General features: G+C 68.9%; 23 protein-coding genes and 1 pseudogene. 14 read left to right on the top strand and 10 right to left on the bottom strand.

Going from position 1 to position 19,897, the window contains the following annotated elements:
• Nucleotides 1-356 (top strand): type II toxin-antitoxin system VapC family toxin (locus tag PMI01_RS19235; RefSeq protein ID WP_007672768.1); only part of this gene is annotated, 356 nt, incomplete at its 5' end.
• Nucleotides 357-361: 5 nt separating this feature from the next.
• On the opposite strand, the gene PMI01_RS19230 is transcribed toward PMI01_RS19235, so the two are convergent.
• Nucleotides 362-2,029, bottom strand: a complete 1,668-nt coding sequence (locus tag PMI01_RS19230; protein ID WP_007672766.1) for a GMC family oxidoreductase — start codon at nt 2,027-2,029, stop codon at nt 362-364.
• 165 nt (nt 2,030-2,194) lie between these two features.
• Between PMI01_RS19230 and PMI01_RS19225 the strand changes: the two genes are divergently transcribed.
• The 6 genes from PMI01_RS19225 (at nt 2,195) to PMI01_RS19200 (ending at nt 7,630) form a co-directional block, all read left to right on the top strand.
• Nucleotides 2,195-3,079, top strand: coding sequence for a crotonase/enoyl-CoA hydratase family protein (locus PMI01_RS19225; RefSeq protein ID WP_007672765.1), 885 nt, complete (start codon nt 2,195-2,197; stop codon nt 3,077-3,079).
• A gap of 409 nt (nt 3,080-3,488) precedes the next feature.
• Nucleotides 3,489-3,983 carry a GAF domain-containing protein gene (locus PMI01_RS19220; RefSeq protein WP_007672764.1) on the top strand — a complete coding sequence of 165 codons (495 nt, stop codon included), beginning with the start codon at nt 3,489-3,491 and terminating at the stop codon, nt 3,981-3,983.
• A 91-nt stretch (nt 3,984-4,074) separates the two neighbouring features.
• Complete coding sequence (locus PMI01_RS19215) at nt 4,075-5,205, top strand: GNAT family N-acetyltransferase (protein WP_007672763.1); 1,131 nt, start codon at nt 4,075-4,077, stop codon at nt 5,203-5,205.
• A 25-nt stretch (nt 5,206-5,230) separates the two neighbouring features.
• Nucleotides 5,231-6,151, top strand: a complete 921-nt coding sequence (locus PMI01_RS19210; RefSeq protein WP_007672762.1) for a glycosyltransferase family 2 protein — start codon at nt 5,231-5,233, stop codon at nt 6,149-6,151.
• Nucleotides 6,034-7,065 (top strand): hypothetical protein, encoded by a 1,032-nt coding sequence (locus tag PMI01_RS19205; RefSeq protein WP_162136405.1) that lies wholly within the window; start codon nt 6,034-6,036, stop codon nt 7,063-7,065. The genes PMI01_RS19210 and PMI01_RS19205 overlap by 118 nt, the downstream gene beginning before the upstream one ends.
• Nucleotides 7,066-7,126: 61 nt before the next feature.
• A complete protein-coding gene (locus tag PMI01_RS19200; RefSeq protein WP_007672757.1) occupies nt 7,127-7,630 on the top strand; it encodes an AprI/Inh family metalloprotease inhibitor in 504 nt (167 codons plus the stop codon).
• A gap of 153 nt (nt 7,631-7,783) precedes the next feature.
• Here the strand turns inward: PMI01_RS19200 and PMI01_RS19195 are convergent, their stop codons facing one another.
• From PMI01_RS19195 to PMI01_RS19180, 4 genes are all read right to left on the bottom strand, one after another.
• Nucleotides 7,784-8,209 (bottom strand): hypothetical protein, encoded by a 426-nt coding sequence (locus PMI01_RS19195; RefSeq protein ID WP_007672754.1) that lies wholly within the window; start codon nt 8,207-8,209, stop codon nt 7,784-7,786.
• Nucleotides 8,210-8,274: 65 nt separating this feature from the next.
• Nucleotides 8,275-8,952, bottom strand: a complete 678-nt coding sequence (locus PMI01_RS19190; RefSeq protein WP_007672753.1) for a DNA alkylation repair protein — start codon at nt 8,950-8,952, stop codon at nt 8,275-8,277.
• 42 nt (nt 8,953-8,994) lie between these two features.
• On the bottom strand, nt 8,995-9,474 hold the full coding sequence (locus PMI01_RS19185) for an SRPBCC family protein (protein WP_007672752.1): 480 nt from the start codon (nt 9,472-9,474) through the stop codon (nt 8,995-8,997).
• A 26-nt stretch (nt 9,475-9,500) separates the two neighbouring features.
• Nucleotides 9,501-9,848, bottom strand: coding sequence for an ArsR/SmtB family transcription factor (locus PMI01_RS19180; RefSeq protein WP_007672746.1), 348 nt, complete (start codon nt 9,846-9,848; stop codon nt 9,501-9,503).
• Nucleotides 9,849-10,142: 294 nt separating this feature from the next.
• Between PMI01_RS19180 and PMI01_RS19175 the strand changes: the two are divergent.
• The 4 genes and pseudogenes from PMI01_RS19175 to PMI01_RS19160 form a co-directional block, all read left to right on the top strand.
• A pseudogene (locus PMI01_RS19175) lies at nt 10,143-11,477 on the top strand (methyl-accepting chemotaxis protein); the annotation flags it as partial.
• Nucleotides 11,478-11,603: 126 nt separating this feature from the next.
• Entirely contained in the window at nt 11,604-12,824 is a 1,221-nt protein-coding gene (locus tag PMI01_RS19170; protein ID WP_007672740.1) for a DUF2336 domain-containing protein, read from the top strand.
• Nucleotides 12,825-13,041: 217 nt separating this feature from the next.
• Complete coding sequence (locus PMI01_RS19165) at nt 13,042-13,458, top strand: MucR family transcriptional regulator (RefSeq protein WP_007672738.1); 417 nt, start codon at nt 13,042-13,044, stop codon at nt 13,456-13,458.
• 229 nt (nt 13,459-13,687) lie between these two features.
• The gene (locus PMI01_RS19160) at nt 13,688-14,194 is read left to right on the top strand and encodes a motility/cell cycle regulatory protein MopJ (protein WP_085954891.1); all 507 of its coding nucleotides are present in this window, start codon (nt 13,688-13,690) and stop codon (nt 14,192-14,194) included.
• A 115-nt stretch (nt 14,195-14,309) separates the two neighbouring features.
• Here PMI01_RS19160 and PMI01_RS19155 read toward each other — a convergent pair whose 3' ends face one another.
• The 4 genes from PMI01_RS19155 to PMI01_RS19140 all read right to left on the bottom strand — a co-directional run bounded on the left by PMI01_RS19155 (nt 14,310) and on the right by PMI01_RS19140 (nt 18,034).
• The gene (locus tag PMI01_RS19155) at nt 14,310-15,854 is read right to left on the bottom strand and encodes a CocE/NonD family hydrolase (RefSeq protein WP_007672730.1); all 1,545 of its coding nucleotides are present in this window, start codon (nt 15,852-15,854) and stop codon (nt 14,310-14,312) included.
• Nucleotides 15,855-15,969: 115 nt separating this feature from the next.
• Complete coding sequence (locus PMI01_RS19150; RefSeq protein WP_007672728.1) at nt 15,970-16,881, bottom strand: ribokinase; 912 nt, start codon at nt 16,879-16,881, stop codon at nt 15,970-15,972.
• 26 nt (nt 16,882-16,907) lie between these two features.
• On the bottom strand, nt 16,908-17,708 hold the full coding sequence (gene fliP, locus PMI01_RS19145) for a flagellar type III secretion system pore protein FliP (RefSeq protein ID WP_007672726.1): 801 nt from the start codon (nt 17,706-17,708) through the stop codon (nt 16,908-16,910).
• Nucleotides 17,708-18,034 carry a flagellar biosynthetic protein FliO gene (locus tag PMI01_RS19140; protein WP_007672722.1) on the bottom strand — a complete coding sequence of 109 codons (327 nt, stop codon included), beginning with the start codon at nt 18,032-18,034 and terminating at the stop codon, nt 17,708-17,710. The genes fliP and PMI01_RS19140 overlap by 1 nt, the downstream gene beginning before the upstream one ends.
• Before the next feature lie 99 nt (nt 18,035-18,133).
• On the opposite strand from PMI01_RS19140, the gene flgB reads away from it, so the two are divergent.
• The 3 genes from flgB to fliE are packed head-to-tail and all read left to right on the top strand — an operon-like array spanning nt 18,134 to nt 19,329.
• Nucleotides 18,134-18,580 (top strand): flagellar basal body rod protein FlgB, encoded by a 447-nt coding sequence (flgB, locus tag PMI01_RS19135; RefSeq protein ID WP_007672721.1) that lies wholly within the window; start codon nt 18,134-18,136, stop codon nt 18,578-18,580.
• Between the two features lie 10 nt (nt 18,581-18,590).
• A complete protein-coding gene (flgC, locus tag PMI01_RS19130; RefSeq protein ID WP_007672720.1) occupies nt 18,591-19,010 on the top strand; it encodes a flagellar basal body rod protein FlgC in 420 nt (139 codons plus the stop codon).
• 10 nt (nt 19,011-19,020) lie between these two features.
• Entirely contained in the window at nt 19,021-19,329 is a 309-nt protein-coding gene (gene fliE / locus PMI01_RS19125) for a flagellar hook-basal body complex protein FliE (protein ID WP_007672718.1), read from the top strand.
• A 90-nt stretch (nt 19,330-19,419) separates the two neighbouring features.
• Here the strand turns inward: fliE and PMI01_RS19120 are convergent, their stop codons facing one another.
• A complete protein-coding gene (locus PMI01_RS19120; protein WP_007672716.1) occupies nt 19,420-19,620 on the bottom strand; it encodes a hypothetical protein in 201 nt (66 codons plus the stop codon).
• Nucleotides 19,621-19,897 lie beyond the last annotated feature (277 nt).

Raw genomic sequence — 19,897 nt, 5'->3', positions numbered from 1 at the left:
TGGCTGGTGAGGCCGCCGCACCCGCCTTGGTCGCCAGGATGGGCTCGGCGACCATCCGGGAAATGTCGATGGCCAGCTATGTTGAGGCCGCCACCGTGCTTTGGGCGCGGGGCATTTCGCCGGAGGCGCTCGACGGACTCCTCGAACAGCTCGGGGTTTCGCTGGTTTCCGTCGATGAAGTTCAGGGTCGCGAAGCAGTTCGCGCCCGCATCGCCTACGGCAAGGGCTCTGGGCATCCGGCGCAACTGAACTTTGGCGACACCTTCACCTACGCCTTGGCCAAGACCCGAGGCGCGCCGCTGTTGTTCGTCGGCGAGGACTTTTCCCGAACCGACCTCATCGACGCGCGCGCCTAGGACCATCAGGCGGCCACCGTCGCGGCGGCGTCCTGCAGGATCATCGCCGCGCCCTTCTCGCCGATCATGATGGTCGGGGCGTTGGTGTTGCCCGAGACCAGGCGCGGCATGATCGAGGCGTCGATGACCCGCAGGCCGGTGACGCCGCGCACCCGCAGCCGGTCGTCGACCACCGCCATCGGCCCCGACCCCATCTGGCAGGTGCCGACCGGGTGATAGATCGTCGAGCCCGAGGCGCGGGCGTAGGCCAGCAGCATCTCGTCGGTCTCGAAGCCCGGCCCTGGGTTCATTTCATGGTCGATCAGCGGGGCGATGGCCGGCTGGGCGGCGATCTTGCGGGCCCAGCGCAGGCCGGCCACCGTCACCTCCTGGTCCAGCGGATCGGCCAGGTAGTTGGCGAAGATCGCCGGGTGGGCCGTCGGATCGGCCGACTTGATGCGGATGTGCCCGCGGCTCTCGGGCCGCAGTTGGCACGGGGCGATGGTCAGGCCCGGCGCGCTCTCCAGCTCCATCTTCTGGTCATTGAACAGCTTTTCCAGGTCCATGGTGGCCGGCAGGATGTGGAACTGCAGGTCGGGGCTGGCCAGGTCGGGCCGCGACTTGCAGAAGGCCGCCACGTGGGCCGCGGACAGGGTCAGCAGGCCCTTGCGGGTGAACAGGTACTTCAGCGCCTCGCCGGCCAGCCGCGCGCCCTTGCTCTGCTCGTTGACCGAGACGGTCCCCGCCTTCAGGCGGAAGCGGGCCCCGGTGACGTAGTGGTCCTGCAGGTTCTCGCCGACGCCCGGCAGGTCGTGGACCACGGCGACGCCATGCTCGGCCAGCAGCGCGCCGGGGCCGACGCCGGACAGTTGCAGCAGCTGGGGCGAATTGACCGCCCCGCCGGCCAGGATCACCTCGGCCCGGGCCCTGGCGGTGCGGGTGACGCCGTTCTGGGTGAACTCGACGCCCACGGCCCGCTTGCCCTCGAACAGCACCCGGCTGGCCAGGGCGTTGGTCTCGACCCGCAGGTTGGAGCGGTTCATGGCCGGATGCAGATAGGCCACCGCCGCCGAGCAGCGGGCGCCGTTCTTCTGGGTGACCTGGAACCAGGTCGCGCCTTCCTGCTCCTCGCCGTTCAGGTCGACGGTGCGCGGGATGCCGGCCTCGTGGCAGGCCTCGATCAGCAGTTCGGAAATGGCGTGGCCGTCGCGCATGTCGGCGACGTTGAGCGGGCCGCCCGTGGCGTGCAGGTCGCAGGCCCCGCGCTCCTGGTTCTCGGACTTGCGGAAGAACGGCAGCACGTCGTCCCAGCCCCAGCCGGAATTGCCCATCTGCCGCCAGCCGTCGTAGTCGGCCCGCTGGCCGCGCACATAGAGCATGGCGTTGATCGAGGACGAGCCGCCCAGCACCTTGCCGCGCGGCCAGACGTGTTGGCGGCCGCCGGTGCCGGGGTCGGGTTCGGTGGCGTACAGCCAGTTGACCTTGGGGTCCTTCAGGGTCGTCGCATAGCCGACCGGGATGTGGATCATCAGGTTGGACAAGAACTGCGAGGGGTTCTTGGTGGGGCGGTCGTCGCCGCCGGCCTCCAGCAGCAACACCCTGTGCCGGCCGTTCTCCGACAACCGCGCCGCCAGCACGCAACCGGCCGAGCCGGCGCCCACCACGATGTAGTCGGCCTCGATGATCGACGTCATCGGCTTCTCCCTTGTCCGTCCGCGTGTTTCCGCATGATCGGTGTTCACCTACAATGCGCAGGGTCTTGGCCGATGTCCAAGGGTGTCGTGAGGTAAGGATGGAGGAGGGCGGTTGCCCGTCTTTCATACGCGTGTTTGAGTGGGGTCAAATCCGGAGGTAACCCCATGACCGCGCCCACGTTCGAGACCCTGCTCTATGCCGTCGAGGACGGGATCGCGACCATCACCCTCAACCGGCCCGAAAAGCTCAACGCCTTCACCGCCAGGATGATGAAGGAGATGATCGCGGTGTTCGACGTCACCGACGGTGACGACGCGGTGAAGGCGGTGATCATCACCGGGGCCGGCCGGGCGTTCTGCGCCGGGGCGGACTTGTCGGCCGGCGGCGCCACCTTCGACCGCACCAGCCCCCAGGCCATCGAGCGCGAGGAAGGCAAGGTCGGTGACATCTACCGCGACGGCGGCGGCCGCGTGACCCTGCGGATGTACGACAGCCTCAAGCCGATCATCGGGGCCATCAACGGCGCGGCGGTGGGGGTCGGCGTGACCATGCAGCTGCCGATGGACATCCGCATGGCCTCGACCGAGGCCAAGTTCGGCTTCGTGTTCGCGCGGCGCGGCATCACGCCCGAGGCCTGCTCGTCCTGGTTCCTGCCGCGGCTGGTCGGCCTGCAGACGGCGCTGGAGTGGTGCTACACCGGCCGGGTGTTCGGCGCCCAGGAAGCCCTTGACCGCGGCCTGGTTCGGTCGCTGCACGCGCCGCAGGACCTGCTGCCCGCCGCCCGCGCCCTGGCCCGCGAGATCGCCGACAACACCGCCCCGGTCTCGGTGGCCCTGACCCGCCAGCTGCTGTGGCGGATGGCCGGCGCCGACCACCCGATGGAGGCTCACAAGGCCGACAGCCGGGCCATCCAGTCGCGCGGCGCGGCCGGCGACGCCAAGGAGGGGGTCAGCTCGTTCCTCGAAAAGCGCCAGCCGGCCTATCCCGACAAGGTCTCGGCCGACCTGCCCGACATCTGGCCCGAATGGGGTGAGCATCCGTTCAAGTAGGGTCGCGGCCTTGAACCCTCTCTCTTGGAGAGAGGGAGGGGCCCGCCGCCAAAGGCGGTGGGAGGGTGAGAGGTTACACCCTGTCCGAACGGAGCACGAAAGGGCGGCCGTCGGCGAACCCGCCTGCATTGCTCAGAACTCTTTCTTTGGGCCCCTTCAGAAGGAGGCGGGCATTGGCGGTCGCATCCATGGGGACAGCTTGGTTCGCTTCCTAGGGACCGCTTAACCGAAGGAATCGGGGTTTTCCGGTTGGCGGTGAAACCTCTCACCCTCCCACCGCTTCGCGGCGGGCCCCCTCCCTCTCTCAAAGAGAGAGGGAGGGGTCCTTAGTTCCGAACTTCCGCTCCGAGAAGGCGTCCCCGATCGGCGCCCCCTCGCATCCGCCGCCGGACGCGCTATATCCCCCGCCATGGCCGAAGCTTTCAATGACAAGACCCTGACCGCCGACAAGTCCGCCCGCTACGCCGAGGTGGCGCAGGAGATCGCCTCGGTGCTGGACGGCGAGGACAACCTCACCGCCCGGATGGCGACCGTGGCCTCGATGCTGGCCAGCAGCTTCGACCACTATTTCTGGACCGGCTTCTACGTGGTCGATCCGACCAGGGACCGCGAACTGGTGGTCGGGCCCTATCAAGGCACGCTGGGCTGCCTGCGGATCGCCTATGGCCGCGGCGTCTGTGGGACGGCGGCGGCCACCGGCCAGACCCAGCTGGTCGAGGACGTCCACGCCTTCGCGGGCCACATCGCCTGCGACAGCCGCTCGGCCAGCGAGATCGTCGTGCCGGTGTTCGACGCCGCCGGCGCGCTGCTGGCGGTGTTCGACGTTGATTCCGACAAGCCCGCCGCCTTCGACGCGGTCGATCAGGAAGGTCTGGAGACCATCCTCAAGGCGACGTTCGCATAACGCCTTGTAATCCGGTCCACACAAAGTGGCCCGTCGGTTGCAGTCCCGGTCCCATCATTCCCCTAACCGGGTCGGATTAGGACACATGGCGATGCTGGATATCGAGACCCTTCACCCGCGCGAGCTGTCCGCCGCCGAGCGGCGGATTTGGCGAGACATGGCGACGGCCGAACCGGCCTTCAGCAGTCCGCTGATGGGGCCGGACTTCGCCCGGGCGGTCGGCGCGGTGCGCGACGACACGCGCGTGGCGGTGATCCGCCGCCATGGCGAGGTCCTGGGCTTCCTGCCGCATCACCGCCGTCCCGGTCATCTGGCCCGGCCGATCGGCTCGCCGCTGTCGGACTATCACGGCCTGGTCTCCGGGCCGGACGCCGACCTGAACGGGGCCGAGGTGCTGCGGGCCGCCAACCTGACCTCGTTTCGCTACACCGGCCTGATCGACCCCCATGGCGTGTTCGGCCAGGCCGAACTCAAGACGGCCCACGTCATCGGCCTGGCCAATACCGACGCCGAGACCTATCTGGAGGCCGTTCGGGCCGCCAGTCCCAAGAAGATCAAGAACTGGCGCCGGCTGGACAACAAGCTCGAGCGCGAGATGGGGACCATCGAACTGGTCGGCCCCGACCGCTCGCGCGAAGCCTTCGACCAGTTGATCGCCTGGAAGCGCGAGCAGCTGGAACGCACCGGCGTTCACGACTTCCTGGGCCCCGACTGGACGCGCGGCCTGATGCTGGACCTGTTCCAGAAGCAGGACGGCCCGTTCCAGGGCCTGATGATCAACCTCTATGCCGGCGGCCAACTGGTCAGCGGCCACTTCGGCGTGCGGCTGAACGGCGTCTACCACCCGTGGATCGCCTCGACCAACCCGGCCTACGCCGAATGGTCGCCGGGGCAGATCTTCTTCATGCGGGCCATCGCCGCCATGCCGGGCCTGGGCCTGGAGCGCTACGACCTCGGCCCCGGCCACGACCACTACAAGGGCGCCTACGCGCTGAGCCAGATCCAGATCGGCGACGGCGTGGCGACGGCCTCGGGCATGGCCGGTCGCATGGCCAGCTCGCTGGACGGGGTCTGGGCCCTGGCCGGCGGCGGCGGCGCGGGCCCGGTCGGCAAGCTGCGACGGCGCATGGAAGCCATCGCCAGCGTCGAGCTCACCATGGGCGGGCGGGTGCGGGGCCTGGTCCACGCCGTCGCTAACCAAGCGCAAAGACGAACCGGATAAGACTCCGAAAAAGGATGGAGCTCGGATGCGCGTCACGGTCATGATCCCAACCCAGCGGCGCCTCGACGGCCTGGCCGTCGCGGCCCGCTCGGTGTTCGCCCAGGTCGGCGTCGATGTCGCCGAACTGGAGCTGGTGATCGCCGACAATGACCAGTCGCCCTCCGCCCAGGCCACGGCCGCCGCCCTGGCGACCGAGGCCCCGTTTCCCGTCCACTATGTCCACGAACCGCGCCCCGGCGTGGCCAACGCCCGCAACGCCGGCATGGCCAGGGCCGGCGGCGAACTGATCGCCTTCCTGGACGACGACGAGGAGGCGCCGACCGGCTGGCTGGCGGCGCTGCTGGCCGCCCAGGTCCGCTACGACGCCGACGTGGTCTTCGGTCCGGTCCGCGCCCGGGCGCCGGCCGGCGTCGCCGCGCATCGCGACTATCTGGAGCGGTTCTTCTCTCGCCAGGGCCAGGCGCAGGCGGGGGTCATCGACCACTATTACGGCTGCGGCGACAGCCTGCTGCGCCGCGCCGCCTTGCCCGACCCGGTCGCGCCCTTCGCGGTCGAGCGCAACCATATCGGCGGCGAGGACGACATGCTGTTCGGCCACATGCGGGCCGGCGGGGCGCGCTTCGCCTGGGAGCCGGCGGCCTGGGTCTGGGAAGACCCGGTGCCCGACCGCCTGACCCTGGACTACACCATCCGCCGCGCCTTCGCCTACGGCCAGGGCCCGTCGGCCCATTGCGCCGCCGCCAGCCCGCCCGACCGCCTGGGCGTCGCCCGCTGGATGGCGGTCGGCGTCGTGCAGGCCGCGCTGTTCGGGGCGGTGGCCGGCTTCAAATGGCTGACCCGGGCCGGCGACCGGGCCGAATGGCTCGACCGCGCCGCCCGGGGCCTGGGCAAGACCCTGTGGTGGGGCCCGTTCAAGATCCAGTTCTATGGGAGGACCGCCTCGTGAGCATCATCAGCGACTGGACCGCCGACAAGGCCAAGGCCTTCGGCGCCGAGAACCTGACCTTCCAGCACGGCCTGCACGAGCGGCCGATGTTCGACGACGAGGGCCTGGCGCGCCTGCTCGACCAATATCCGCGCGACCAGCTGGGCGTCTTCACCATGGGCGAGGACCCCAAGGCCTGGACCACCTGGCGCAAGGGCGCGGCGGGGAACCTGACCGGCGACCAGCTGCTGGAGGCCGCCCAGAGCGGAAGGATTTGGCTCAACCTGCGCCGCGCCAACGATTTCGTGCCGGAATACGCCGCCCTCTGCGACGAGATCTTCGCCGAGAAGGAGGCCCAGGTGCCCGGCCTGCGCACCTTCAAGCGCGACCTGGGCATGCTGATCAGCAGCGCCAACGCCCAGGTGTTCTACCATCTGGACGTGCCGCTGGTGTCGCTGTGGCAGGTGCGCGGCCGCAAGAAGGTCTGGGTCTATCCGGTCGCCGACCCCTATGTCGGCGAACTGGCGCTGGAGAAGATCGTCCTGCGCGAGACGGCCGAGCAGTTCGCCTTCGAACCCAGCTGGGACGACGGCGCCCAGGCCTATGACCTGACGCCGGGGACCATGGTCACCTGGAAGCAGAACGCCCCGCACCGGATCGAGAACGGCCCGATGCTCAATGTCTCGATCTCGATCGAATTCATGACCCCGCCGGCCCTGATGCGGGCCAATGTCATCTACGCCAACGGCGTGCTGCGCCGGCGGCTGGGCGCGCGGCCCAAGGTCCAGAACGGCTTTGGCCCCACGGCCCTGGGCAAGCTGGCCGTGGCGCGCGGGGCCAAGGCGCTGAACCTGCAGACCCCGCACGTGCGCCACCTGCCGGTGACCTTCGGACTGGACGCCAGCCGGCCCGGGGTGCTGGTCGAGCGCGCCTGAACCCTCACGCTGGACGCGCACCGCCCGTCGTGATCCGCTCTGGTCGAACAGAGGGAAATCCATGCGTAGGATCGCGCTGCTGGCCGCCTTGGCGACGGCCGTTGCTGTCTCGGCTCACGCCCAGAACGCCCCGGCCGTGGTCGGCGCGGCCAAGCCCTCGCCCTATGCCGGGGCCGCCGACCTGACCGGCCAGATGGCCAAAACGCGCAAGACCAAGACTCCGCCCGGGGACGCGATGCCGAAGGGGCCCAAGGCCTTCGTCGGGTCGTGGGTGGTGGGCAAGGACGGCGAGGGCGCATCGACCTGCACCGTGCGGTTCAACGCGGCGGGGGTGATCGGCGGCTACCAGCTGGTCGCGCCCAAGCGCTGCAAGGGCGCGGTCCCGCACTGGGACGACCTCTACGCCTGGCGGATCGGTCCCGGCGGCGAGATCGTGATGGCCGACGCCACGCGCCGTGGCGTGTTGGTCTTCAAGAAACTGAACGACCAGGCCTGGGCGACGGAGGGCGGCGACTGGGACCGCCTGTTGTTGCGGCGGGCGTCGACGGTCGGGATCAGCCGCTAGTCCGGCCTGTCCCTGGATCGCCGCCGCGCCGGGGAGGGGGGCCCGCCTCCTGGCGCGACGATGCGCCGATCGGCGACGACACGGGCGCGGGCGGGTGTCCGCGACGCTCGCGCACCGCCTCCAGGGCGATCGACCAGCCACTTCGAGGCAGTCTCATGCCGCTCGTCCCTTGGTCGCCAGCACGCCGCCCAGCCAGCACAGCGGCAGGCCGCTGGCCGCCAGGGCGATCGGATACCAGTGCGGGCCGAGGTTCAGGTTCCAGCTGGCGACTGCCCCGGCCGTGCCCGCGACCAGGCCCAGCACGCCCAGGATGAAGGCGTGACGCAGCGGCGCGCTCGGCGCGAGCCGGGCGGTGACCCAGCCCCCCGCCACCGTGAACACGCCGCGATAGGCCAGGGCCAGCAGGTTCAGCAACGGATCGTGCAGGCCCTGTTCGGGCGGCGGATAGACCTTCAGCGCGTGCAACACGGCGTCGGTGGCGATCGACAGCACGACGACCGTCGCGAAGCCGGCGACCACCGCCACTACGCTGCGGCCGAGACGGCGAGGGGACTTCGTGCTCAAAGCCAGGTCACTCATCGGGTCTCTCCTTCACGGCGGTTGAACAAAGGACGTTCGGGGCGGTCCAAATCCGACAGGGTTGGTCAGTCTTTTCTGCTTCCGCCCTTGGCCGGCTTGTTCAGGGCCCGCAGCGCATCCTTGCCCACCCAGCGCGGCGCGGCGTCGGGCGAGGCGGCCAGGCGGCGGGCGGTCTCCAGGGCGGCGGCCTTGAGCGTCGGGCTCTTCTTGCCGCCGATCGCCCGCAGCGCCCAGCTGAGGCTCTTCTTGACGAAGTTGCGGTCATCGCCGGCGGCGCGCTCGATCAGGACCAGGCCGTCCAGGAACGGCTGGTCGTTGTCGCCCCCGTTTGGATTCTTGGCGCCGTGCAACGCCAGGCAGGCCAGCAGGGCGAAGGCCGCGCGCCGACCGAACGCGTCGTTCAGGGCCGCCCATTCACCGACCTTGGCGAAGGCGTGCGGCGACTGGTCGAACAGCTTGAAGCAGACGGTGTCGACGATCGCCCAGTTGTCGAACCCGGCCCGCCAGGCGTCCATCTGCCCGGGCGTCACCTGGGCCGGATCGTCGATCAGGCTGGCCAGCATCCGGGCTTCGTACTGGCCGGTCGCCCACAGGGCGGCGGCCAGATCGTGATCGCGGCCCAGGCGCTTGGCGATCGTCTGCAGGTTGGCCATCGACACGCCCAGGCCGCTGGGCGCGTCGATGCCGAACCGGGCGAGATTGGCCAGGTCGTGGTCGGTGGCCGCCGCTCGCAAGGCGGCCATGGCGTCCGAGACCCGATCCAGCGACGCCGTCCCCACCGCCGGTCAGACCGTGACCAGCAGTTCGTCGAGGCGCGCGTAGCCCATCTCCATGCCGTCGGCCATGCCGGTGATCAGGGCGCCCTTGCGCGCCGCCTCGTTGGCGTAGACGACCGTGGTGGTCAGGGTCGTGCGGCCGCCGACCTCGGACAGCTCCAGGGTGACCAGGGTTTCGCCGCCGGTCCAGTCTTCGTCGAACAGTTCGACCGCGACGATCCGTTCCGGCGCGACGATCTCGCGATAGACGCCGCCCATACCCATGTCGCGGCCGTCCTCGTTGCGCCAGACATAGCGGTACTTGCCGCCGACCCGCAGGTCGATCTCGCACACCGGCATGGTCCAGCCGGGCGGGCCCAGCAGCCAGCGCCGCACCAGTTCGGGCTTGGTCATGCAGTCGAACACCAGGTCGCGCGAGGCGGTGAAGGCGCGGGTGAACACCACGTCGCGGTCGCCTCGGGTTTCGACGGTCAGTGTCTCGTGGGCCATGGGTCGTCTCCTCGGGTTGTGGGCGTTCAGCGCCCTTCGGTCTTCAGGTCTTCGAGCAGGGCGTCGAGGCGCCGGAAGTTGGCCTCCAGCGTCTTGCGATAGGCGTCCAGCCAGGCGTTGGCCTCGGCCAGGGGCGCGGCCTCCACCCGCACCGGCCGCCGCTGGGCGTCACGGCCGCGCGACACCAGCCCGGCCTTCTCCAGCACCTTCAGGTGCTTGGAGATCGCCGGCTGGCTCATGGCGAACGGCGCGGCCAGTTCGCCGACCGACGCCTCGCCGGCGGCCAGCCGCGCCAGGATGGCGCGCCGGGTCGGATCGGCCAGGGCCGCGAAGGTCGCGTCGAGGCGTCCGGGCGGCGCAATATCATAACTCATCAGTTCCATAACCTAATGGTTATATTGAGCGCAAACGATCGTCAAGCACGGCCAGAACGTCGCAGCGGCGTCATGGTTAATGCGCCATTAGGAATCAGCCGCCATTGCTGGAGCATCCCCTCGAAGGGGCGGAGATTCGGGATGAACGGGTTCAATCGGCTGTCCTTGGGCTGGAAGCTGATCGTCGTGATGGGGCTGCTGGCGGGGCTGGGTCAGATCGGCTGGGCGCTCGCCGCGGGCGCCGGCCTGGCCTCGTCGTTCGTCGTGGCCGGACTGGCGACGCTGGTCGGGACCCTCGCCTTGCTGATCCTGGCCTGGAGCGCGGCGTCGCGGCGGGCCATGGCCGGCTTGACCCGGTCGGTGGAAGGGCTTGGCGCCGGGCGCTACGAGCAGCCGGTCGACGGGGCCGATGATCACGAGATCGGGGCGGTGGCCCGCGCCCTGGACGGTTTCCGCCATGACCTGGCCAGGAGCGCGCGCCAGCGCGCCGAGCAGGAGGCCGAACGCACCGTCGCCGAGGCCGAGCGCCAGCGCCGGGCCGACGAGGTCGCGGCCTTCGCCCGGACCCAGGCCGCCGCCGTGGCGACCCTCGGCGAGGGCATGGAGAAGCTGGCCGACGGCGACCTGATCTGGCGGATGCGCGAGGACGGCTTCGACGGCGAAGCCCGCAAGGCGCCGCGCGACTTCAACGCCGCCGTGGAAAGCCTGCAGCAGACCATGGCCGGCATCCTGGGCGCCGCCCGCAGCATCCGTAGCGGCTGCGGAGAGATCTCGACCGCCGCCGACGACCTGTCGCGGCGCACGGAACGCCAGGCCGCGGGCCTGGAGCAGACCGCCGCCGCCCTCGACCAGATCACCGCCACCGTCCGCCGCAGTTCCGACAGCGCCGAGAAGGCGCGCGGCGTGACCCAGAGCACCAAGGCCAACGCCGAACGCAGCGGCAAGGTGGTGCGCGAGGCCGTCGAGGCGATGGGCGGCATCGAGAAGTCGTCTCAGTCGATCACCCAGATCATCGGCGTCATCGACGAGATCGCCTTCCAGACCAACCTGCTGGCCCTGAACGCCGGGGTGGAAGCCGCCCGGGCCGGCGACGCCGGTCGCGGCTTCGCGGTGGTGGCGCAGGAGGTGCGGGCCCTGGCCCAGCGCTCGGCCGAGGCGGCCAAGGAGATCAAGAGCCTGATCCGCGCCTCCAGCGAACAGGTCGGCAAGGGCGTCAAGCTGGTCGGCGAGACCGGCCAGACCCTGGACCAGATCCTGGCCCAGGTGGACGAGATCAACGACCTGGTCGGCGAGATCGCCGCCTCGTCCAAGGAACAGGCCGTCGGCCTGGCCGAGGTCAATGTCGCGGTCAACCAGATGGACCAGGTCACCCAGCAGAACGCCGCCATGGTCGAACAATCGACCGCCGCCAGCCACGCCCTGGCCTCCGAGGCCGCCGAGCTGGAGCGCCTGATCGGCCGCTTCCAGGTGGGCGCCGAGGTCCATGAATACCGCCCGCGCCAGGATCGCGAGCGCCGCGAGGCTCCCGCCGCGCCGCGCCGGGAAGCCTTCCGCGAACGCTATGTGCAGGGCGCCAACGCGCTCAAGATCGAGCCGCGGTCGCGACCCGGCGAATGGCGCGAATTCTAGGTGTGACGGAGCCAGGCGGCCCCTCCCGCATCGTCCGGGCCAGGAGGCGATCGTGCCGGCCGCTCATCCGACGTTAAGGACGCTCTGGTCTAGACTTGAGCACGGCGGTTTTCCGTCAGGACGACCATGAACGATCACGCCACGCCCTTCGACAGTCCCGAGCCCGAGCCGGTCGTCGCGCACCGCTCGCGCGCCGCCTTGCTCAAGCGGCTGGCCGACGTGCTGTGCCTGCCGGCCAGCCGCATCAACGCCTTCGAGCGCTCGGTGACCGCCGACCTGCTGGTCGAGATGCTGCGCGACGCCGTCGTGGGCGAACGCGAGAAGGTGGCCCGGCGCCTGGCCAACCTGACCGAGATGCCCGGCGTGCTGGTCCGCCTGCTGCTGCGCGACGAACTGCCGGTGGCCCGCGCCCTGCTCGAGAACTCGCCCAACCTCAGCGACGCCGACCTGATCAACTGCCTCTACAACGCCGGCCACGACCATCGCCGGCTGATCGCCCAGCGGCGCGGGGTCAGCGAGGTGGTGGCCGACGCCCTGGTCGACATGGACGAAACGGCCGTCACCGAGATCCTGCTGAAGAACGAGCTGGTGCGCTTCAGCCACCAGGGGCTGGAGAACATCGTCGCGGCGACCCGCGACAACCCGAACCTGATCGCCTTGCTGCTCAAGCGCCCGGAACTGCGGCCCAGCCACGCCTATGTGATGTTCTGGTGGTCGGACGCCGACGCGCGCCGGACGATTCTGCAACGCTTCGCCGTGTCGCGCGAGATCCTGCAGGATGCGGTCGGCGACGTCTTCCCGTTGGCGTCGGCGGAAGGCTGGCAGGACCCGTTGTCGCGCAAGGCCCTGCAATTCATTGAACGGCGTCAGCGAAATCGCGCCGCGATCGCCAAGAGTCCCTACGACAGCCTGGAAGCCGCCGTCTCCGCCGCCCAGAACGGCATGACCCGCGAGATCGCCGAGGAGATCTCGTACCTGTCGGGCCTCAAGCCGATGACCGGCGCCAAGATCTTCACCGACCCCGGCGGCGAGCCGCTGGCCATCCTGTGCAAGGCCACCGGCCTGCCGCGCGGCGCCGTGCGGGCCCTGTGGCGCGGGTTGCGCCGGCCGGAAACCGACTCGGCCGGGGCGCCGACGCCGGGCCTCGAACGCGTGCTGGCGGCGTTCGACACGGTGGCCGTGGACCGCGCCCAGACCGTGCTGCGCTATTGGAACTGGTCGCTGTCGTCGGCCATGACCCCGGCCCTGCTCAAGGCCATCCGCGAGGGCGACGAGGGCGCCGTCGACGAGTATTCGGTGCCGCAGCGCGCGGCCATGTTGGCGCTCTCGCGAGATTTCGGACGCTAGTCCGCCGCGACCGTCGAACGCATTCAGCGACTACTGTCGCCCAGAAATGAAGAGTTTAGTTCAACTGAAGGATGTGCAGGTGGCGAGCAAGGTCTGTCGACCTGCCGACATCTACCCTGGACGACCTCGCGTCTATGTTGCCGGAAGATCATAATCTGTTATCCAAAACTCAATTGGATCCATCAGGACCAAGGGAGTCGGGGGAGCACGGATACACATGGACGAACAGTCCGAACTCATCGAGATCACGGCGAGCCTGGTCGCCGCCTATGTCGGGGGCAACCCTATCGCCGCGTCGGACGTGCCGGGACTGATCCGCTGCGTGCACGAGGCGCTGGCCGGCGTCGGGGGCGAGGCCGAGATGTCGGCGGTCAGCAGGGAGCCGGCGGTGTCCGTCCGGCGTTCGATCACGCCGGACTATCTGGTCTGTCTCGAGGACGGCCGGAAGTTCAAGTCGCTGAAGCGGCACCTGCGGACCAAGTACGATTTGAGCCCCGAACAGTATCGGGCCAAGTGGGACCTTTCGAAGGACTATCCCATGGTGGCGCCCAATTACGCCAAGGCGCGGTCGGATCTGGCCAAGCAGATGGGCCTGGGGCAGGGCGGCCGCAAACCGGTTCGCAAGGGGCGCTAGGATACGCTCAAGCTGAGTCTGAGCGTTCATTAACGTTAATTCAAACAAGCGCTTGCGCCGTTTCCGCGCAAATTCCAGCCACGCCCGGCATCCCTCGCGGGAGCCGGGCGTTTGCCTTGCGGATTGACTCTTCGAGGGAATCTTTGCCGTAGGTCGCGATTTTCGCTGGCGGCGATTCGGTCCTTAAGACATAGTGAATCGTCGTGATTCCAACGGCTTGTTAAGGAATCTGAAGATGAACGCGCAGCTGAGCGCATCCGCCACGGCGGCCCGCGCTCACCAGGAGATGTTCGCCTACTGGGCGTCCCTCCGTCGGGGGGCTAGCCTCCCCGCGCGCGTTGACCTGCATCCCGCGGGCATCAAGCGCATGCTGCCCACCGTCAGCCTGATCGACGTCAAGCGCGACCTTGACGGGGCTGTGGACTACCGCCTGCGGCTGGCCGGCACCGGCCTCTACTCGGTCTACGGCCGGGAGATCACCGGCAAGACCCTGAACGACGTCTACAATAGCGCCGCCGTCGAATACTGGCGCGAGCAGCTGGACAAGGTCGTCAACGAGCGCCGTCCCGGCGTCGGCGTGCACAGCCTGGCCTGGAAGGGCTCGCCGCACATGTCGATCCTGTGGCTGCGCCTGCCGCTGGCCAGCAACGGCCGCGACGTCGATATGATCCTCGGCTACGACGCGGTGGTCGGCTCGCAGGAATCCGGCCAGCACAGCGGCATCCGCGCGGCCTGATCCTATTTCAGCCGCCATTCCCGCCCTTGTGGCCGGAACCCCTCTGTCCGTCGCAGGGGCGCCGATGACAGGTTTCAACCCAATCCGGATATCCGCCTGAACCCAAGACCAGCGGCTAGGGCGCGGCGCCGAGCGCCTTCAGCTGCGCGACACCGTTGGTGTTCTTGGGGTTCAGGACCAGCGACTGGCGATAGGCCGCGATCGCGAGCGCCTTGTCGCCATGGGCGGCGTAGGCCTCGCCGAGACTGTCGAAGGCGTTCCAGCTGTCCGTGTGGAGTTCCTGGTTCAGCTTCAGGATCGCCACGGCCGCGCGGGTGTCGCCGCCGCCCAGGAGCTGGTAGCCCCAGCGGTTCAGCCCCGGCTCATCGATCGCGAAGTCGGCGTCGCGCTCCCTGAACGCCTGATAGGTCGCCAAGGCCTTGTCGAAGCCGACGCGGTTCAGTTCGGCGGCGAAGGCCGCGCGGGTCGGCGGCGCGCCTTGGGCCTTGGTGACGTCGAGGGTCAGCAGGTGACGCGGCGCGCCGTTCTTGGCGGCTGGGGTGTCGAGGAAGGCGCGGCCGGTGGCGTCGCCCTTGAGATAGGCGTCCAGGAAGCGGCGGACATAGGTCTCCACCCAGCTGTTGGCGACCGACAGTTCGTCCTTGTCGTAGTCGCCATGCTCGCCGTCGGCGGCCAGTCGTTGGCTGAACATCACCGAGAAGTCGGCATGGACGTACGGGGCCATGGTGACCCGGTAGAGGTCGGCGTACTTCATCTTGTTGAGGAAGCTGCTGTCGCTGTTCAGGTCCGAAGACACCTCTTCGATGGGCTTGGGCCTGGCCGCGACGTACAGCATCGGCGCGGTGACCCGGGCCGGGGTCAGGAACAGCGACTGCTTGATGGTCTCGGGCCAGTACCGCACCGAGCCGTCCAGCGCGACCAGGGCGTCGATCCGGCTGTCCTTGGCGGCGGCCATGACATTGGCCAGTCCGCCCCAGCTGTAGCCCGCCACGGCCAGGCGGCTCGTGTCGGCCTGCGGCAGGCCGTGGGCGTAGCCGATCAGGAACTCGATGTCGCCGACCTGGGTCTCAACGCCCTCAAGGTCGGTTGTCATGCCGCGCGAGGCGTGGCCGAAGCTGGGGCTGGCGATGACCACATAGCCCTGGCTGGCCAGGTACTCGCAGAGGTCGGCGTTCTCGTAGGCCTCGGCATTGAAGCTCGGCGCGTAGATCACGACCGGGAACTTGCCGGACGCCGCCCCGGCGTCGCGACGGGCGAGCATCGGCGCGGCCAGCTCGGCCTTGGCCCGCTCCGACGACAACGTGGCGACCCTGGTGCGGACGAAGTTGTCCTCCAGCCCGGCGCGTTCGGCGGGCGCGGGCCCGAAATCGTCGGCGGTGGCGCCGAGCTTCACATAGTCGCTGACCGTCGTGCCGCGGCCGGAGCTGTTGGTCGCCGGGTACCAGACCAGGGTTTGGATCGGCCGCGCCCGTTCGCCAGCCACCGGCTTGCCGGTCAGGGTGTCGGTCGTCCCCCGATAGCCGCGCGCGTAGTCGTATTGCTCGACGATGCGCAGGCCGACGGCGTATGGGCCCGGCGGATTGATGCGGGTGAAGTTCGATTCCGCGAGGGATGCGGACGGCGCGCCGAGCAGCGCCAAAAGCAGAAACACGACGCGCATCACTTTCCCCCTGAAGGAAGCAGCCATGGCTTCGAGCGCGAACCGCGACAACTGAAGATTTTGTAATGCGAAGCTTGGAGGCGACGACTTGGTCGCCTGTAGGCGAGCTTTCCGGCTACCCCGCCAGGAACGCCTCGACCTCGCGGCGGCTGGGCATCGACGGCGCGGCGCCGGCCTTCTGCACCGACAGGGCGGCGGCGGCGTTGGCCTGCTCGACGGCCTCGCGCAGGTCCATGTTGACCGCCAGGCAGGCGGCCAGGGCGCCGCAGAAGCAGTCGCCGGCCCCGGTGGTGTCGACGGCCTTGACCTTGCGGCCCTCGACCAGGAAGGCCTCGTCGCGCCGCACGGTGGCCACGCCGGCCGAGCCGAGGGTGACGATCACCGTCTGGTCGGGGCGGCTCATCAGCTTGCGGGCGACCCGCGACACCTCTTCCAGCCGCGACGGCTCGTGGTCCAGCCGGGCGTAGGTGGCCAGTTCGGTCTGGTTGAGGATCAGGATGTCGGTCAGAGGGAACAGCGCCGCGCCCTGGGGCAGGGCGGGGGCGGCGTTGAGGATGCGCAAGGCGCCCTTGCCCACCCCGGCCCGGAACAGGGCCTCGATGGCGGGGGCCGGGGTCTCCAGCTGGCACAGCAGCACGCGCTGACCCTCCAGGGCCGTGGCGGCCACGTGCGAGGGCGTCAGGGTGGCGTTGGCGCCGCCGGTGACGACGATCATGTTCTCGCCGCTGTTGGACACCCAGACATGGGCCTGGCCGGTGGGGATCGACGGCAGTTCCATGACGTCGGAGACCTGCACCCCGTAGCCGGCCAGCTTGGCCTTCAGGCTGGGGCCGCTGTCCTCCTTGCCGACCGCGCCCATCAGCCGGGTCGCCGCGCCCATCCGGGCGGCGGCCACGGCCTGGTTGGCGCCCTTGCCGCCGGGGAACAGCTCCAGCGAAATGCCGGCCACCGTCTCGCCCGGCCGCGGCAGGTCATCGACCCGCGCCACGGCGTCCAGATTGATCGACCCCAGTACGAAAACGCCCATCGTTCTTCTTCTGCTTCTTCTTGTTTTTAACCGCCGCCGGCGCCGCGCTGGAAGCTCTCGACCAGGCTGCCGGCGACGAGTCGCCAGCCGTCCACTAGCACGAAGAAGATCAGCTTGAACGGCAGGCTGACGCTGGCCGGCGGCAGCATCATCATGCCCATGCTCATCAGCACGCTGGCGACCACCAGGTCGATGACCAGGAACGGGATGAACAGCAGGAAGCCGATCTCGAAGGCGCGCTTCAGTTCCGAGATCATGAAGGCCGGGGTGACCACCTTGAGCGGCGTGTCGGCGGCGGTCTTGGGCTTCTCGATCTTCGACAGGCGGATGAACAGCGCCAGGTCGTCCTGGTCCACCTGCCGCAGCATGAAGATCTTCACCGGCTGGGCGGCGGCGTCGAACGCCTCGGGCATCTCCATCTGCTTGTCGAGCAGCGGCTTGACGCCCTCGTCGTAGGACTTCTCGAAGGTCGGACCCATGACGATGGCGGTCAGGAACAGGGCCAGGCTGATGATCACCGGGTTGGGGGGGCTCTGCTGCACGCCGATCGCGGTGCGCAGCAGGCCCAGCACCACCACGATCCGCACGAACGAGGTGGTCATGATGACGATCGACGGCGCCAGGCTCAGCACGGTCAGCAGGCCGACCATCTGCACCACGCGCTCGGACAGGCCCGCGCCGGTGCCCAGGTCGACATTGATCGCCGACTGGGCCATGGCCACCGCCGGGCCTAGCACCGTGACCAGGCCGGCCAGCACCGCGATGATCGCCGCCTGGCGCAGGTCCTTGGGGTCGGCGCCGGTGATCAGCTTGAGGAAACCGCGCATCAGACCACGGGCCCCGTCGAGGAAGGGATCTTGGAAAGCGAGACCGGCGGCGCGGCGACCGGCTTGGGGCCCCATTCCAGCAGCTTGCCGTCGCCCAGCACCAGCAGGCGCTCCTCGCCGTCGAGGGTGAACAGCACCAGGCGACGCGTCGGGTCCAGGGCCAGGGTCTCGACCACCTGCATCCGCCGTTCCTTGCGCAGGATCGACAGGCGCGAAAGGGCGTCGGGGCCGAACTTGCGGAGGGCCACGCCGGCCAGCCCGACCAGCCCCAGGGTGATGGCCAGGGCGGCGACGGCGCGGATCAGTTCAACGAAGTCGAAGTTCATGTCGCCTGACGGTGCAAAAGGGCGCGACGCGGAGCCGCACCCCTGGTGTGCCCCAAGGTTCTTAAGGCTGGATTAACCCTGTTTCTTCACCATGACGGCATGGGTCCCGATGACATTCCCCTCTTCGCGATGCTCAAGAGCCGCATGGGCTATCTGTCCGAGCGGCAGAAGGTCATCGCGCAGAACGTCGCCAACGGCGATACGCCGGATTACAGGCCGCGCGACCTGAAGGCCTACACCTTCCAGGCGTCGCTGGCGTCGCAGACCACGGGCCAGCCCTATCGCGGCGGACCGGTGGGAACGGCGACCTCGGGCGTCCAGATGATCGCCACCAGCGCCGCCCACATGGCGCCGTCCAGGCCGGCCAGCATCTGGCGCTCGCCGGAGGGCGCCGACACCGAGACCACCCTCGACGGCAATGCGGTGACGATCGAGGATCAGATGCTGAAGATGACCGACGCGCGGATGAACTACGACGCGGCGGTCGGCTTCTACCAGAAATCGATGCAGATGCTGAAGACGGCCACGCGCCGTCCGGGCGGCTAAGGAGATCTAGATGCCTGAGATCCGCTCCCAGTCGATGGCGACCATGCAGGTCGCCGCCAGCGCCCTGAAGGCCCAGCAGGGCCGGATGCGGGTGATCGCCGAGAACATCGCCAACGCCAATTCCACCGCCCGCACGCCGGGCGGCGACCCCTACCGCCGCCAGGTGCCGGTGTTCCGTCCGATGACGGTGGCCGGCGCCGAGGGGGTGTCGATGGCTCGCGTCGACCCCGACCGCAAGGATTTCCGCACCGTCTACGAGCCCGGCAATCCGGCGGCCGACGCCCAGGGCTACATGAAGCTGCCCAACGTCGACACCCTGGTCGAGGCGCTGGACATGAAGGAGGCGCAGCGCGCCTACGAAGCCAACCTCAATGTCATCGAGACGTCGCGCGCCATGGAATCGCGCACCCTCGACATCCTGCGCAAGTAAGGGCTAGCCGATGATCACCGCGCTCGCCGCCGCCAAGGCCTACGCCGCCCAGGGTTCGATGGCCACGCCGTCGCTCGGCGGGGCGGGCGAGGTCAAGAAGGGCATGGACTTCGGCGAGTTGCTGAAGTCGGCCATGACCGACACCCTGCACCAGACCAAGGCGGCCGAAATGAAGATCGGCCAGCAGGCGGCCGGCAAGGCAGAACTGATCGACGTCGTCACCGCCATCTCGTCGGCCGAGGCCAGCCTCGACACGGTGATGGCCGTGCGCGACCAGGTGATCTCGGCCTATCAGGAAATCATGCGGATGCCGATCTGACGGCGGCTCATGGGCCTGGCGGTTTCGCCTGAGGTCCACACCCCATCCTGACGAACATCGAGACGAACGGATCGTCGTACTTGCGGCCCGTCAGGGAAACAGGTGCAAACCGGGCTGATCATCCAGGGCGATCATGCCGCGCGTCAGGGCGATCATGCCGCCCCACACCAAGATGTTCAGCAGCAGCATCAGGATCACGGCCCAACGCAGGCCGTTGTGCTTGGCGCGACCACGCTTGCGCGATTTCGTGGTTCGCGGATTGAGGCTGGGGGCGTCCAGGCTGGCGGGCATGGCTATCTCCACGTAGCCCTTGTTTCCCCAGATACGGTCATTTCACGCCCGGGGCGCGCGGTTGGCAAGGCCTCTTCCCACATCGCGTGTTCTGATGAACCGGGGCACGGGTGCTCGGGGCTGTAGGGCTCCGGGCTGAGCGCCTTCTCGCACCCTCTCCCAGCGGGAGAGGGAGCCTCTGTCCCCACCGCTCACGTCGTCATTCCCCAACGAATTCAACGCTGAAAATCCACTTATCCTCCCCTCCAAAGGCCACCGCATAATCAACCCACCTCAA

This window comes from Caulobacter sp. AP07 (genome assembly GCF_000281955.1).
Taxonomy (GTDB): Bacteria; Pseudomonadota; Alphaproteobacteria; order Caulobacterales; family Caulobacteraceae; genus Caulobacter.
The sequence above is the reverse complement of the archived record's forward strand: the minus strand, read 5'-3'. Positions and strand labels throughout refer to the sequence as shown.